This is a genomic window from Acinetobacter sp. LipI_19 (assembly GCF_058242925.1).
The window spans coordinates 1210478-1227453 of record NZ_JBZAYK010000001.1 but is presented as its reverse complement, the minus strand read 5'-3'; the positions used below and the strand labels follow the sequence as shown (position 1 = coordinate 1227453).

Below are 16976 nucleotides of genomic sequence, written 5' to 3'. Positions count from 1 at the left end.
CGTTAAGGAGGTGATCCAGCCGCAGGTTCCCCTACGGCTACCTTGTTACGACTTCACCCCAGTCATCGGCCACACCGTGGTAAGCGTCCTCCTTACGGTTAGACTACCTACTTCTGGTGCAACAAACTCCCATGGTGTGACGGGCGGTGTGTACAAGGCCCGGGAACGTATTCACCGCGGCATTCTGATCCGCGATTACTAGCGATTCCGACTTCATGGAGTCGAGTTGCAGACTCCAATCCGGACTACGATCGGCTTTTTGAGATTAGCATCCTATCGCTAGGTAGCAACCCTTTGTACCGACCATTGTAGCACGTGTGTAGCCCTGGTCGTAAGGGCCATGATGACTTGACGTCGTCCCCGCCTTCCTCCAGTTTGTCACTGGCAGTATCCTTAAAGTTCCCACCCGAAGTGCTGGCAAATAAGGAAAAGGGTTGCGCTCGTTGCGGGACTTAACCCAACATCTCACGACACGAGCTGACGACAGCCATGCAGCACCTGTATGTAAGTTCCCGAAGGCACCAATCCATCTCTGGAAAGTTCTTACTATGTCAAGACCAGGTAAGGTTCTTCGCGTTGCATCGAATTAAACCACATGCTCCACCGCTTGTGCGGGCCCCCGTCAATTCATTTGAGTTTTAGTCTTGCGACCGTACTCCCCAGGCGGTCTACTTATCGCGTTAGCTGCGCCACTAAAGCCTCAAAGGCCCCAACGGCTAGTAGACATCGTTTACGGCATGGACTACCAGGGTATCTAATCCTGTTTGCTCCCCATGCTTTCGTACCTCAGCGTCAGTATTAGGCCAGATGGCTGCCTTCGCCATCGGTATTCCTCCAGATCTCTACGCATTTCACCGCTACACCTGGAATTCTACCATCCTCTCCCATACTCTAGCTTCCCAGTATCGAATGCAATTCCCAAGTTAAGCTCGGGGATTTCACATCCGACTTAAAAAGCCGCCTACGCACGCTTTACGCCCAGTAAATCCGATTAACGCTCGCACCCTCTGTATTACCGCGGCTGCTGGCACAGAGTTAGCCGGTGCTTATTCTGCGAGTAACGTCCACTCATCCTAGGTATTAACTAGAAGAGCCTCCTCCTCGCTTAAAGTGCTTTACAACCATAAGGCCTTCTTCACACACGCGGCATGGCTGGATCAGGGTTCCCCCCATTGTCCAATATTCCCCACTGCTGCCTCCCGTAGGAGTCTGGGCCGTGTCTCAGTCCCAGTGTGGCGGATCATCCTCTCAGACCCGCTACAGATCGTCGCCTTGGTAGGCCTTTACCCCACCAACTAGCTAATCCGACTTAGGCTCATCTATTAACGCAAGGTCACAAGTGATCCCCTGCTTTCCCCCGTAGGGCGTATGCGGTATTAGCATCCCTTTCGAGATGTTGTCCCCCATTAATAGGCAGATTCCTAAGTATTACTCACCCGTCCGCCGCTAGGTCAATTACCGAAGTAATCTCCCCCGCTCGACTTGCATGTGTTAAGCCTGCCGCCAGCGTTCAATCTGAGCCATGATCAAACTCTTCAGTTAAAAATCATTAGTGACTTAAGGTCACAATTCTGGCTCATCAATGTTCTGACAAATTCTCTCAAATAAACTTCGAGTAATTTAAACCAATCAATCAATGATAATATTTCGATCAATCAATTAGTAAAAATCCACACAAGTTGTTCTTCATATTCTCTTAATGATTAATTTATCACTTCGTCAGTGATAAATAAGACGCAATAAACATTTAACAACTTAACCCTCTAAGCTAAGTTCGTTTGCTGTATCGCGTCGGGATGCTGCGTATTCTATACAGATTTTAAACCAGCGCAAGCCCTATTTTCAACAAAATGCATCGTGTGATTATTTTTTAATCTAAATATTCAAAAAACCGCATAATTCACCTATTTTTTAGGCATTTTTGAGAAATTCAGCTTAAAAGCAACCTATATCTATTCAAAATAATCACCAGAAGATTGTGCATGTAGAAACGCAGGAATTAATCCTGTTAATGCTGCACGTATATCAGCACGTTCATTAATCAATTGATGCGAGCCTTCTTCAAGAATCAATAAGGTCTGTAATCTAAATTGTCGACGTACAAAATCAATATTATATTTCCAGTCTACAGTTTGGTCTTGTGCACCTTGTGCCAACCAAACCGGAATGCGGCACTTTGGATAGGCTTCCATTTCCAGCATCCACTTTGACATTGCCAAAATCCAATCCATTCCCATCATTCGAGGTTGTAACGGGTCTTTAAGGCGTACAAATCTTAAAAACTCAGGATTGTGATTATTTCTTTTAAAGTGCCGAGGAACTTCTCTTTTAATTCTGCGAATAATTCCTAAACCAATAGAATTATGCCACCACGCTGTTTTTGCAGGTCGTACCAATGGTGAAAGCAGTAACACCCGATCCACAATTGGATTTTCACGTTTTTGCGCATACTCAAGTAAGTGATGCATCCAAATTGCACCACCTGTACTTTGCCCCACTCCCAACCACGGCTTAGGAAGCTGCTCTGCATTTTTTACATATTGATAGACCGCATGTAACACTTGTTGGTAATGGTCAAAATTTTGAATATTTGCAGGAGAACCATTACTCAGTCCATGCCCAGGCAAATCATAAGTAATCACACTAAACCCTTGTTCAAGAATTTCTTTTACAATCGGTTGGTAAATACCACTATGTTCTAAATAGCCATGCAACAAACACACAGTACCTTTTATTTTATCTATATTGGGTTTAAATACTTGCACATGGAGTTTAAACAATGGCATATCAATAAAACCTTGCCATTGCACACAGTCCAGTTGATCAAAACCATAAAGACGTTGGTAAGATTTTATTTCTTTATTTGGAATATATTCACGATTTAAGTTTAAAGCTTCTAATAGTTGTGGTGTTGTATCTCGACTTGGAATAGGTAAGTCAAGTTGCTTTAGAATTGTTGGATTTAAAAATGGAATATCTGCCATTAAGGCACCTCTCTACAGCCACTCGAACCAAACAACATATCTCGGATTGTTGCTAAAGTTTCATAATTGGCTCTACGACTATGATCATAATTTTGTTTGCTAGGCTGCCATGCTGTTAATTGAGTTGGCATAGGTGCATTGACAGGAATTGTTTCTATACCATTTAATGCAAATAACCGACGTGTTCTAGGCATATGATAACGATCGGTAATTAATAATACTGTGGGTGCACCACCTTTCTTTTGTAAAAGTAATGAGCTGAAACGTGTATTTTCACATGTGTTCATACTCCTATTTTCTAATAATTTTGCTTGAACACCACGGTCAGACAACCATTTTTGCATATAGGGCGCTTCTACACCGCTGAGTACAATAGGAAGCTTATTTTTTTCTTCTAAGGCCAAGGTTGTCTCAAGTCTTAGCCTAGTATAGTCATTAACAATAATATCTTTTTGATTTTTATCTAAAGTTAAACCACCACCCAAGACTACAATTGCATAAGGCTGACTGATGGGCTTCGGTTGTTCACTGGTTTTGGTTGGCAAACTCTCAAGATCTTCTTGTACCTGCGAACTGGACAATTCATTTGCCAATGTGTGTGAGTTTTCTTGAAGTAATTTTTCATCAATTTTATGTTTTTTTAAGAATGTTAAATATTCATCCATTAGTGCTTTATTGTCTTCACTATTTAAATCCAATAAGTTTTTAACAACATCACTCGACTGATTTTCAACAACATCTGATGCAGCACGTTCAGAAACTAAAGGAATTACGGGTTTATTTTGTTGTAGTTCTTCATTTTTTTGCTCTTTAGCAATTTTTTCTTGTAAGGCTTTATATCGTAACTGAAGTAAGATTAAATCCTGTGCATTTTTACTCTTAATCGCTTCATCCATCAGCTTAAGATAGGCTTGTCGAGCAATCCATAAATCAGAACCAGGTTCTAAGTTTTCAGCCTCCGAAAGCGCAGCATTTTGTTGGCTCTTTGCTGCCACCCGATTCACTTCAACGGGAACAATACTATTTAGGATTTTAACCATCATTGTCGAATAAAATGGCGTATACCAAAAAACGACCAAACAGCCGAACAATACAAATAATATGGCAATTATTCGTAGAAATCTGACCATCCAATGCGGTTTGACCATATATTTACTCAATCTAATGGTTTTCGATTAACCCTAATTCATCATAAAGCACAGGTTCAGGTTCTAAGTGCACACCAAACTTCTCAAAAACATCTTTTTGTACTGCCTGATACGTTGCGCGTACATCTTTCAGTGTTGCATCGGCATAATTCACCAATACCAAAGCTTGTTTATGAAACATTCCTACCTGATTAAGCTGTTTACCTTTCCAGCCTGATTGATCAATCAACCAACCCGCTGCAATTTTAACTTGATTCCCTGTTTGAGGATAATGTGGAATATTAGGGAATTTTGCAATTAATTGTGAAAACTCTTGTTGCTTAATAATTGGATTTTTAAAGAAACTTCCCACGTTTGGGTATTCATTCGGGTTCGGGAGCTTACTTTGACGAATCTGAATCACTTGCTTTTGTAAGTTTTCAGCACTCATATCTCCCATCATCGCATTTTTTAAATCTCCATAATTTACTTTTAAATCAGCATGTTTAAGTAATTTAAAAATTACATGGGTAATGACATAACGATCTGGATTATCTTTAAAAATACTGTGTCGATAAGAAAACTGGCAATCTCGTGCTTGAATTGAAAGAGTTTGTGCTGATAGACGATCATAGACTTCCACAGATTGAATAAATTCACCGACTTCCACACCATACGCGCCAATATTTTGCACAGGCGATGCGCCGACTAAACCAGGAATTAAAGCCAGGTTTTGTAAACCATAAAGCTGTTGTGTGGTCGTCCACAACACAAAATCATGCCAAACTTTCCCAGCACCCACCTTGATTGTTTTGCTTCTTGCATCTTCGCTTAAAAATTCAACACCTTGTATATCTATAGCAACAACAAGCGCATGGATATGTTCAGGCAACATTATATTACTACCACCTGAAAGCAGTAAAACGTTTAAATCATGTGCTTTAGAAAACTGTAATGCTTGCTGAAGATCTACAATAGATTGTATTTTGACATAATGTGATGCAATCGAGCTCAAACTCAATGTATTGAAAGGTTTGAGTTGAACCTGTGATTCAATATTCATAACTTAAATTTATTTCCTAAAAATATTTCAATCACGTGCATTAAAACTGTTGTTGAAACACATGTACCCAAGCCGAACTACTTGATTCACACTGATCAAGTACACGTTCAAATCCATCAGCTTCACCATAATAAGGATCTGGAAGCGCCTGTTGTGGATAAATACAATCGTGCTCACTCATTAAAGCAATTTTAGCTTTAATTTGAGCAAGACCAAATTGGCTGCTGGCTTGGTTATACAAATGCTGTATATCCCCAAGATTTTCATGATCCATGGCAAGAATCAAATCAAACTCTAAAAAGTCTTGTATTTTTAATTGTCTAGCACGTAAGCTAGAAAGATCATAGCCTCTTTTTATTGCATGTTTTTGACTACGACTATCGGGTGATTTATTTGGATGATAATTGCTCGTTCCAGCTGAATCCACAATTACATTTAATCGTTTTTCATCACAATAGTGTCGTAAAACCACCTCTGCTGTGGGTGAGCGACAAATATTTCCTAAGCACACACATAAAACTTTGTATGGCATTTTGGATGACATAACAACCTCAAATGATCATTTCTTTTATAAAGTCTTATGTTAAGTTATTTAGCAGGCGAATCCTATAGAACCTTAAAACAATAATGTTTAATTTGTGATGATAGATTAAGGATAATACATATGAGTCATTTTCAATTCCAAACTGTAGCCAATATTATTTCAGGTTTAGGATCAATCCAAGAACTCAGTACAGTATTAGGCAATCAATACCACAAAGCATTAATCGTGACAGATGCAGGCATGATTCAACACGCACTGCATTTGCCGCTATTAAAAATTTTAGCGCAATGCAATTTAAACTATGAAATTTATGCCGATGTACAGGCAGATCCAGCAGAGCAAATTGTTTTATCGGCAGTTAAATTCGCCAAAGAAAATCAAGTAGATGTGGTTATTGGCTTCGGTGGTGGTAGCTCTATGGATGTTGCCAAACTCATTGCGATATTGGCAAATCCAAAGCAATCACAAAGTATTCAGGAAATCTATGGGGTTAATAATGTCAAAGGCCCTCGCCTTCCTTTAATTCTTATTCCAACCACAGCAGGCACAGGCTCTGAAGTAACGCCCATTTCTATTGTCACGACAGGTGAAACAACCAAAACTGGAATTGTTTCTCCAATTTTATATGCAGATGTCGCAATTTTAGATGCAACCTTTACCTCAGGCTTACCTGCACATATCACAGCAGCAACAGGTATCGATGCTATGGTGCATGCAATTGAAGCCTATACTTCTAAAATTAAAAAGAATTTTTATGCAGACATGCTTGCTAAACAAGCACTTAAACTTTTAAATAAAAATTTAAAATTAGTATTAACTGATGGTACAAATTTAGAAGCTCGTCAGAATATGTTACTTGGCTCTATGCTTGCAGGACAAGCTTTTGCCAATGCTCCAGTAGGTGCTGTTCACGCTTTAGCTTATCCGTTGGGCGGTCATTTTCATTTATCACATGGACATACCAATGCTTTAGTTTTATTGGAAATTTTAAAATTCAATGCGCCTGAAGCAAAAATACATTACGCAGAATTAATGCAATGGATTGATCCATATAGTAAAGGTAGCACAGACGGCTTGTGTGATTTATTTATTGATCATATGCAGAGACATTTGGATCACAGTGGGTTGGCTTTGAAGTTACGAGATTTAAATGTACAAGAACACCAACTCGACAGATTGGCATCCGATGCAATGCTTCAGACACGTCTTTTACAAAATAATCCAAGACCGCTAAGCCACTTAGATGCGTTAAAAATTTATCAAACGATTTATTAAAAGTTATCAGTATTCATTTACGAAGTCATACATTAAATAAATTTCTAAATAAAACATTGAGATAAGTTAGCATATTTCATCTTCGTGTTTTATTTTCAAATATCTTCTATATAACTTATACAAACATAAACCATAGTATGCACATAGGGTATATCTCATCAATTTGACTACATTTCAACTCAAAATGTAACCACGCAAAAACTACTTTAAAGTTGAAGTTGGTTATTCTTAATATGTGAAAAATCAACGTGACTTATAATGTTTGTTATATTTTTTAATCAATTAAACTTAAAGTTTTTTTAATGAAATAATTTAAAATTCATTAATTTTCAAAAAAATACTCTATTAGATGACTATTTTTATGACTGCCTAGTAATGAGTTTTTATTTAATTTTTATTTAATTTTTAAAATAATTACTCTAAAATCGCGCCGGATCTTAATCGGAAAATTAAGACAACTGATAGTATTGGAAAATCATTTTATGAAAAAACTTACATTAGCGATTCTGCCATTAGCAGCATTTGGATTAAGCAACGTTACTCACGCAGCAACTTCAGATGGTAAGACTTTTGGTGTTTCTGCTGGTTGGTTGCATGTTATGCCTCAAAGTAAAGGACAAGGCGTCAATGGTAAAACTGGTAATAGTCCTTTCTTAGGACCTCTGGCAAATATACAAGCTAATAACCCTGATGCAGGTTTTGAAGTACAAAATGCAGATACAGCAGGCTTGATGCTTGATTATTTTGTTAATGATAACGTTTCACTTGAATTAACTTTAGGTGCTCCTCCTGAAATGGAACTTGCTGGTCAAGGTAGCATTAAAGTTCATGGCCTAACTGTAGTTGATTTGAATAAATTTGATAAAGCTGCAACAACAGATGCTTATACACCAACGCTTTCAGCTCGTTATCACTTTGGTTCAATCAATAACAAGATCCGACCTTATGTGGGTGCTGGCTTGATGTATGCTCATTTCTCAAATGTTGAGACTGATCCAGCAATCAATGATGCATTAAAAGCTTCACCTATCGGCGCGTTTAGACCTGAACTAGGTAAAGTTAAAGTTGATGATGCGTTTGCTCCTGTTGCAATTCTAGGTGCAGATTTCAATATCAATAAAAATTGGTATGCAACTGCTTCTGTTTCATATGCGCATCTGACAACAAAAGCAAAATTAAATGTAAATGGTACAACGTTAGGCGGACCAACAACTTTAATTTCAGGCCAAAGCAGCATTGAAATTAAACCAATCGTGACTTATTTAGGTCTTGGTTATCGTTTCTAATCAATTTGAACTGAATCAGTTGTAAATTTGAAAAGCTCATTAAGTTATACTTAATGAGCTTTTTTATTGCCCAAACTTGATCGTGAATGTTTTAACCAAAACACTTGTAAAAAAATGCAAAATTCATCTATAAAGTTACTTGTTTATAAAACCATATAAAGAATTGACTTCGTGATTGACAGCGAAAATATTCTAAATATTTAATCTATAGAAATGAATCAATCAAAATGAAACCAGAAATAAAATTACGCAGCCAATATCCCTTTATCTTACCCATCCAAACACGTTGGGCGGACAATGATATTTATGGACATGTCAATAATGTGACCTATTATAGCTATTTTGATACTGCTGCAAATGCGCTATTGATCCACAAAGCAGACTTTGACATACATCATTCACCCATCATTGGTTTGGTGGTAAATTCTTCTTGCCATTTTCTAGAAGAACTCACCTACCCTGAAATTATTGAAGTTGGTGTAGCGATTACAAAAATTGGAAATACATCACTTAGTTATGATCTGGCAATTTTCAAACAAGGTAAAAATGATGCTTCAGCACAAGGTCACTTTATCCATGTTTTTGTAGAACGTGAAACAAAAAAAAGCACCCCGATTCCACAAAAAATGCGAGATTCTTTGCAAAACTATATAATCTGAGTTCAATATAGGTTCTTGATTAAATATGCTACTCAGAAACGTCATCCGTAATAGTCTGAGGCAGGACTTCATTCATAAAGTCTTCTTTCTACGATTTATTGAATGTGTAGCTGGTTGTCGACGATTTTTGCGGTGAGGAGCAAGACTTTGCAAGATGCTTGTCCATGCGAAGCTTAGCTCCTCCCTCCGAAAAAAAGTAGGGCATGCCGCAGGCTGACCCTGAAATTGAATGAAAGCTCAGTAAGACACTGTCAAGATCATTGTTTTCAATCAGTTAAAGATAAGTCGAGTTCACTTTATATCATTTAAGACAAAATTAATTCTTAAAAAACTCATCCCCAACATCCTAAAAATAAACTATCATTTCAAGCGAGCGTATTTTGATCCCAAAAAGCCTGACTCACTTCTGGCATTTGATTTAACATTTCAATAATGGGCTGAATTTCTTTTTCCTCAACGGAATTCGCAATCAAAATCGCTTTAATTTCCACATCTTGCTCACCAAAAGGTTCTACATCAAAATCTTTGGCTGGAAAATGATAACGCTTTAAAGCTTTATTCAGCTCATCCATAACATATTTACTGTGCTCTTTTTGACAAACCACATAAATTTCATGTTGCATTTCCGAATCAACATTTAAAGGCTTACGGTCGATAATGTGCCCAATAGGACGCAATAAAGTATTGGCTGCCAAAATAAATATCGTCGCCAATATTGCTTCCACCAAACGGTCACAGCCTGCCGCAGCACCGACGGCAGCAGAACACCATAAGGTTGCAGCAGTGTTAAGTCCTTGAATATTCCCTTCTTGACGCATAATTACCCCTGCGCCAAGAAATCCAATGCCAGAAACCACATAAGCAATCACACGTACCGAGCCATCAGCACCTGTTAAGTTATTGGCAATATCAACAAATATAGCAGCGCCAAGTGCAACCAACACATTGGTTCTTAAACCTGCAGTACGTTGTCTATACTGTCGCTCAAACCCGATCAATCCTCCTAAAATAAAAGCGCCAAGTAAACTAATCAAAGAATCTAACATATTCGCTAATTCTAGATGTTGCATGAATTGGAGTTGCATTGGTGTTCTCCATTACCAACCGTAACGACGGATGTAAATTTTTTTCATCAGTTGCACAACCAGCATGTAGCCAAGCAAGATTAATGGTAAAAATAAGAAATAAGTTAATGGTAAAGCTTGTAATTTTAAGTACTCAGCAAAAGGCCCCATTGGTAAGAAAATACCAGCAGCCACAATGACCAAGGTCATGACTATCAAAGGCATTGCCGCACGACTTTGAATAAATGGTATTTTTTCTGTACGAATCATATGCACAATAATTGTTTGTGTTAATAATCCTACGACAAACCAACCTGACTGAAACAAGGTTTGCTGTTCTGGTGAATTTGCATGAAATACAAACCACATGAGAGCAAAGGTCAAAATGTCAAAGATCGAACTAAGCGGTCCAAAGAAAATCATGAAACGCCCAATTTCATTTGGTTTCCAGCTTTGCGGTTTCTCGATCAACTCATCATCAACATTGTCAAATGGAATGGCGATTTGTGATACATCATAAAGTAAGTTCTGTATAAGCAAATGAATTGGTAGCATCGGTAAAAACGGAATAAAAGCACTCGCTACTAATACCGAAAAAACATTACCAAAATTTGAACTTGCCGTCATTTTGATATATTTCAACATATTGGCAAATGTACGTCGTCCCTCTAGCACGCCTTCTTCAAGCACCATTAAACTTTTTTCAAGTAAAATTAAATCTGCTGACTCTTTGGCAATATCCACTGCTGTATCCACCGAAATTCCAATATCAGCACTGCGTATAGCCGCCGCGTCATTGATACCATCTCCTAAGAATCCAACCACATGTCCATTCTCTTTCAGCTGCATCACAATACGTTCTTTGTGAACTGGGCTTAATTTGGCAAATACTTGAGTATATTCAACTGCAAATTTTAGTTCTTCGTCAGTCATATTCTCAACATGCCCACCTAAAAGTACATGTTCACAATCCAACCCAAGTTCTTCGCAGACTTTTTGAGTAACAAACTCATTATCACCTGTAAGCACTTTGACATTGACGCCATGGGCTGCCAATTGAGCTAGAGCAGGTGCAGCAGATTTTTTAGGAGGATCCAAGAAAGTTAGATAACCAGTTAAAATCAAATTATTTTCATCTGCGACAGAAAAGTGATCTGATCTACCATTAAAATCTCGATATGCGATGGCAATAACACGTAGACCTTCAAGATTAAATTGGCGTATTTTTTCTTGAATAGCTTCAAGATACTCAGGCGTTAATAGCTCAATCTTGTCGTTTATCTCTACATGCGAACAGACTTTCAGCATTTCCTCTGCCGCACCTTTAGTGATAATGCGTGCATTCCCTTGTAAGGTGCGGACCACTACTGACATACGTCGACGCACAAAATCAAATGGTACTTCATCCAGCTTCTTAAATTTAAAATTTAGATCTTGCAAGTCTTGTGCAGCATGGTCCAAGATTGCAGCATCCAGTAAATTTTTCAGCCCTCTTTGGTAATAGCTATTTAAGTACGCCTGTACCAGTACACGTTGTGATGACTTGCCATTTACATCGACATGTTGTGATAAACAAATTTTATCCTCAGTCAATGTACCTGTTTTATCTGTACATAAAACATCCATTGCACCGAAATTTTGAATCGCATCTAAACGTTTAACGATAACTTTTTTACGAGATAAGAATACTGCACCTTTGGCCAATGTTGAGGTCACGATCATCGGTAACATTTCAGGTGTTAAACCCACAGCAACAGATAAAGCAAACAGCAATGCTTCACTCCAATCGCCTTTGGTAAACCCATTGATAAATAATACAATTGGCGCCATGATCAACATAAATCGAATCAATAACCAACTGACTTTATTTACGCCCATTTGAAATGAGGTCGTTGCACGATCTGCATGTGATATTCGGTGTGCCAATGCCCCAAAATAGGTTTGTGTGCCAGTATTTACCACCACCGCTTTTGCAGAACCCGACACAATATTAGTTCCCATAAAAACAATATTTTCCAGTTCCAATGCATTTTGCAGAGTGTGATCTTTTTGATCAGCAAACTTTTCTACAGGAATAGATTCACCCGTCATCGACGCTTGCGAAACAAAGAGATCTTTTGCAAAGATAATTCGACAATCTGCTGGGATCATATCACCAGCAGACAATAAAATAATGTCGCCAGGGACCAAATCTTGGATGGTAAGTTCAATCTGTTGAGATCCTTGATCTAAGTCATTTTGCATGGTTTCAAAATCTGGATCATCCCAATCTACTTGACGAATCACGGTAGCTGTATTACTCACCATGGCTTTTAATGCAGCGGCCGCTTTATTTGACTTAAACTCTTGCCAATAGCGCAACACAGTAGAAAGTACAACCATGGATGTAATAATGATTGTGCCTTCTATATCATCAGTAAAGAAAGCCACCAGAGCCAAAATTGTAAGTAAAATATTAAATGGATTGCGATAGGCATACCAAAGATGCTTCCACCACGGCAGTGGTTTTTCATGCGCAAGCTCATTTAATCCAAATTGTTCTTGTCGTTGTTCAACCTGTTTTGCTGACAGACCATGCTCTGTTGTATTTAAATGATTGAGCAATTGGTCTGAAAGTACATAGGAAGCATTGATCAAACTTTGTGAAATTTTTTTACTAATTTCACTGGCATAACTTGCTTGATGTAATTCTTTAAATGAACGATGACGTTCAAATAAATGTTGAATATGATATTTTTTGATGAAATTAGAAAATAAACGTTGCCATAGATTATGAAGCATAGTGTTCTCCTTTTTTGGCAATAAAGATTTCTTCCTATTGAACAGGAATTGAATTAGATGATTTTTTTTTGAGCTTAAAATTGGTGAGAAACTCAGCTCCCAGCCCAAACCAGCGATCATGATGGTGGTCAAATCGATCTGCATAAGCCACTTGGACCCTGACAAAATCTTGAATCAACTCATAACCAAATGCGGTTTGAAAAAATACAGACTGATGATCTTGATTAAAGATTTCTGCACTGAGCGAAGTTTTAGCATTGATCCAATAATTGCTTGAAATTGCAGCTAAAACATACTGAGTATTGCCCTGATGTTCATAGGAGATGTTGCCATTTAAAAATAAACGATCATCCAGTAATAAATAAGTTACGGGGAGATTCACTTTCCAACTAGAGTGGTCATCACCATACATATTTCGGCTTATTGTTAGGGATGCGGCAGCGCCCCAACTATTCGATTCCACTGCTTTCAAATTACGTTTGAATTGACCTGATATCACATCATGACGATTCTTATTTTGAAGATGATCATCCAGTTGAAAACTTAATTCCAAATTTTTGGCAATGCCACATACTGGAGAAAAACTGGAATTGACCTCCTGATGTTTATAAAAGTTTATATTACTTTCAAAATGGCAAGTATATAGATCAGCAACACTTGCATCATCTGTAATTAATACAGGATCGGCATATGCTGATTTATGAATAATAAGTAATAAAAAACAGCCCGTAATCAGTACTGTTTCTATCATACAAAGTTGATTGATTACCATCCGTAATCCTCATTGCTGAGGCGGTATGAATCTAAGTGCGCACAAAAACAAGCCAAAATTGAACTGATTAAAGTCAAAATTGAGCTGTTTCACGTCAAAATGGGGATGTAGTTTAAAATCAGATTATAACTGTCTCATTGCAAGACAGCTTTCCTAAAGGCAGCGCTCTCTTGCTCAGATACGAATAATGGCTGTATATAAACTACAGCGCCTCGATGAACAATTTGCCACTTAGGGTCTCCGCTAATTAAAGTTGCCGCAATTATAACCATAAAAATATTTAAAACAAGTGATTTTCAGCATAACAACGCCCATAAATGCCAGATTGATCATCATAATTTGAATTAAAATTCTTATATAAATTGAGAACCTGATGAGATTTTAAAATGATTTACCTTGGCACAGGCAGAAAAGGATTGTGAATATTGCCTAAATTTCGGCAAAATACAGTGGAATAAAAACAAGCCCAATTCCAGTGAAATTGAGCTTATTTAAAACGTTATTTAATCTAGATGTTTTTTAAAATTAGGGGCTGTTGACAATTCGTCTACGTTTGCGACTACGTGTGTTTTTAGGCGATACTAGGCACGAAATACGAAATTTAGTCATTCTAAATGATGAGAAACATCGTTTCGCAAGGTAACAACGTAGCGGCAAAAAACACACAAGTCCCGAAGGGTTGTGGCTAAAATTATCTCAGCCTGTGTTACGAAACTCGAAAATAGTCTCGCTATTCTCATTCATGTTTTACGGCGTATACGTCTCATGCTCAATTTTAGTCTACAACGCAAGCCATTTATGAAATGTCTACAGCCCCTAAGCTTTGAGCTGAATATTTTCCAACTTCCCATCCAATGCTTCAATTAAACTTTTGACCAAAGGTTCTTTTTCAAGCATTTCATTCGCACGATCATAAGCTCGAAGCTTACGCTCGTTTTGCATCATATAAGGTGTAGTCGACTCAACTTCACCATATTGCACTGTAAACAAAGTACTCGGCCATTGCTGTTTTAATTTTGCCTCAAGGTCATGTTGTGCTTGGTTCAGTAATTTTTCATATTTTTGTGAAATTTGAAAAATAGATTGACCATTCACATCCCCTGTCATTAACCCATGCTGTGCAAGTTCTTGAACAGCTGGAGAAAGTGAGCTGTTTCTAAACCAATACTCCCATTTTTCAACTGTCCACTCACCTTCTAAGACCTGTAATTTTAAGGCAAGTATCTGTTGCGGCGTTTGTTGCTCACCAGAAGATCCTGGTTCTATTTCAGGGATAATATTAGAAACTTGAGCTGGAGTATCTGTTTGAGAATGAATAGGCTCAACTAAATCAATTTCAACATTTTGATCCTGATTCTCAGGTGCTAAAAAAAATACATCTTTATTTAAACTAGACTGAGACGTAGAATTTTTCGGTTGACTCAAATCAGCACCAAATAAAGTTAAACTTGGTTCAGCATTTTCTACTGCAATTTTCTCTTGAACAGTTGGCGACTGCGCTTCAATATTTTGATTATTATGAACAGTTGATTCAACTACAGCGCTTTGTTGTGCTTCCTCAGCAAAGTCATCCAAGTAGTCATCACTACTGGGTTCATGATCAACGCTTTGCTGTTGAGTTTGCAGCTCTTCTATTTCGTCAAAAGCTGGATCTAAATCATTCACTACACGCTGCGAATTGATCTCAACCTGCGGTTGCTGTACTTCTGTTAATGGCGCGTAACTTTCTGGTTGCGGAATTACATTCAAAGCAGCATTTTGTTGTTCATTATTTTTTTCAACAGGTGCTTGCTGAGCCTGCTGTTGATGAGCTGGTTCTTGTTGAATCTGTGCTTGCTGAATTTGCGCTTCTTGAATAATCCCGGCTTGAACAGATGCTTGATGCGGTTGCTGTGACACAGCAACTTGAGCGATATTTTGATTGTTTTGTGGTTGTTCAGCTTGAGAGACTACAATTTCATTGATTTGCATCGGTCTAAATGCCAGTAAACGCAATACTGTCATTTCAAAGCCTTGCTCTTGTGTTACTGCAAGTTGTAGCTCCGCTCGACCTTTACAGGCAATTTGATAATAAAGCTGTAAATCTTGTGCAGAGACAATTTTTGATAACTGCATAATTTTTTGATTAATTTCAGCACTGTATTTTAGACTTAAATCAGGCAAATATTGCAACATCGCCAACTCATGCAAAGTTGAAATAAACTGATCTAAAACCAGTGAAACATCTAAAGCCTGTTGCCTAAATTGTAGTAATAACTGACTAACCCGTGCATTTTGATTTTGATGAATTGCCAAGATCAAATCATAAATGATGGTTCTATCAATCAAACCTAGCATTTCTTTGACATCTTGATGATGAATTGCGCCTTGACCATAAGCAATTGCTTGGTCAGTTAAAGACAATGCATCACGTAACGAACCTTGGGCAGATTCAGCAATTTGCCAAATCGCATCTTGCTCTGATGCAATTTCTTCTTTATTTAAAATGTCTGTAAGGTGATGGGTAATTTCATCTACAGCCAATGGACGTAAAGTAAATTGCAAGCAACGTGAAATCACCGTAATTGGTAATTTTTGTGGATCTGTGGTCGCAAATAAAAATTTTACATGTTCAGGCGGTTCTTCTAATGTTTTCAATAACGCATTAAAGGAATGCGTCGACAGCATATGTACCTCATCGATCAAATATACCTTAAATCGACCTTGGGTCGGTGCATAAGGTACATTGTCGAGCAACTCACGTGTGTCTTCAACTTTTGTCCGTGAAGCAGCATCGATTTCAATCAGGTCAATAAAGCGCCCTTCATTTACCGCCTTACAAGTTGCGCAAACTTCACAAGGTGTAGAGGTTACCCCTGTTTCACAATTTAAACATTTCGCTAAAATTCGAGCAATCGTGGTTTTCCCCACCCCACGTGTTCCAGTAAATAAATAGGCATGGTGTAAACGTCCACGATCTAACGCACTGGTCAGTGCACGTGAAACGTGATTCTGTCCGACCAATTCATTAAAGTTACGTGGGCGATATTTACGTGCAAGTACCTGATACATGGAAGCTCCTAGTTACAGGTCTAAGGATACTGTTTTTTTACTGATTAGTGAATGAAGAACTGTAGAGTTATTTTTTATTAGAGATAATTCGATCAATTTCTTCTAATTTGACACTGTGCTCTACAATATAAAGTTTATCTATCGCTTAAATAGATTTAAAAACACACAATAGCTAATTTTACTTTAAAAAACACTGACGTGGCAGTGTTAAACAAATCACATTTTGGGCTGTTATAGTTTTTCAATCGCTTCTCCAAACTTTTATATTACACCGTAAAACCTATAGTCAACCTGTCAAAAACTCAGATACAAGAATAGAATTTCTCTTAATCAATATTTTTAATTAAATCAATTATATGGAAAAAATTTT

The 16976-nt window shown here is 37.9% G+C and carries 11 protein-coding genes and 1 rRNA gene; 3 read left to right on the top strand and 9 right to left on the bottom strand.

Annotated features, from left to right (window positions below; all coding sequences use genetic code 11):
* Positions 1–3 precede the first annotated feature (3 nt).
* The 5 genes from AC4CVF_RS05940 to AC4CVF_RS05920 all read right to left on the bottom strand — a co-directional run bounded on the left by AC4CVF_RS05940 (position 4) and on the right by AC4CVF_RS05920 (position 5718).
* Positions 4–1542 (bottom strand): 16S ribosomal RNA (locus AC4CVF_RS05940).
* A gap of 410 nt (positions 1543–1952) precedes the next feature.
* Positions 1953–2984 carry an alpha/beta hydrolase gene (locus tag AC4CVF_RS05935; RefSeq protein ID WP_004719563.1) on the bottom strand — a complete coding sequence of 344 codons (1032 nt, stop codon included), beginning with the start codon at positions 2982–2984 and terminating at the stop codon, positions 1953–1955.
* Positions 2984–4132 (bottom strand): YdcF family protein, encoded by a 1149-nt coding sequence (locus AC4CVF_RS05930; RefSeq protein ID WP_490789081.1) that lies wholly within the window; start codon positions 4130–4132, stop codon positions 2984–2986. The genes AC4CVF_RS05935 and AC4CVF_RS05930 overlap by 1 nt, the downstream gene beginning before the upstream one ends.
* Before the next feature lie 13 nt (positions 4133–4145).
* A complete protein-coding gene (gene murB / locus AC4CVF_RS05925; RefSeq protein ID WP_336954181.1) occupies positions 4146–5174 on the bottom strand; it encodes a UDP-N-acetylmuramate dehydrogenase in 1029 nt (342 codons plus the stop codon).
* A 40-nt stretch (positions 5175–5214) separates the two neighbouring features.
* On the bottom strand, positions 5215–5718 hold the full coding sequence (locus AC4CVF_RS05920) for a low molecular weight protein-tyrosine-phosphatase (protein ID WP_490789080.1): 504 nt from the start codon (positions 5716–5718) through the stop codon (positions 5215–5217).
* Between the two features lie 120 nt (positions 5719–5838).
* Here AC4CVF_RS05920 and AC4CVF_RS05915 point away from each other — a divergent pair, with 120 nt between their 5' ends.
* The 3 genes from AC4CVF_RS05915 (at position 5839) to AC4CVF_RS05905 (ending at position 8938) form a co-directional block, all read left to right on the top strand.
* Entirely contained in the window at positions 5839–6993 is a 1155-nt protein-coding gene (locus tag AC4CVF_RS05915; protein WP_490789079.1) for an iron-containing alcohol dehydrogenase, read from the top strand.
* Positions 6994–7475: 482 nt separating this feature from the next.
* The gene (locus tag AC4CVF_RS05910; RefSeq protein WP_336954185.1) at positions 7476–8279 is read left to right on the top strand and encodes an OmpW/AlkL family protein; all 804 of its coding nucleotides are present in this window, start codon (positions 7476–7478) and stop codon (positions 8277–8279) included.
* A gap of 227 nt (positions 8280–8506) precedes the next feature.
* Positions 8507–8938 carry an acyl-CoA thioesterase gene (locus tag AC4CVF_RS05905; protein WP_336954186.1) on the top strand — a complete coding sequence of 144 codons (432 nt, stop codon included), beginning with the start codon at positions 8507–8509 and terminating at the stop codon, positions 8936–8938.
* A 365-nt stretch (positions 8939–9303) separates the two neighbouring features.
* On the opposite strand, the gene AC4CVF_RS05900 is transcribed toward AC4CVF_RS05905, so the two are convergent.
* The 4 genes from AC4CVF_RS05900 to dnaX form a co-directional block, all read right to left on the bottom strand.
* On the bottom strand, positions 9304–10023 hold the full coding sequence (locus AC4CVF_RS05900) for an MgtC/SapB family protein (RefSeq protein ID WP_336954187.1): 720 nt from the start codon (positions 10021–10023) through the stop codon (positions 9304–9306).
* Positions 10024–10035: 12 nt separating this feature from the next.
* On the bottom strand, positions 10036–12783 hold the full coding sequence (gene mgtA / locus AC4CVF_RS05895) for a magnesium-translocating P-type ATPase (RefSeq protein WP_490789078.1): 2748 nt from the start codon (positions 12781–12783) through the stop codon (positions 10036–10038).
* Between the two features lie 34 nt (positions 12784–12817).
* Positions 12818–13555, bottom strand: a complete 738-nt coding sequence (locus AC4CVF_RS05890) for a PA4824 family protein (RefSeq protein ID WP_490789077.1) — start codon at positions 13553–13555, stop codon at positions 12818–12820.
* A gap of 816 nt (positions 13556–14371) precedes the next feature.
* Positions 14372–16606 (bottom strand): DNA polymerase III subunit gamma/tau, encoded by a 2235-nt coding sequence (dnaX, locus tag AC4CVF_RS05885; protein ID WP_490789076.1) that lies wholly within the window; start codon positions 16604–16606, stop codon positions 14372–14374.
* Positions 16607–16976 lie beyond the last annotated feature (370 nt).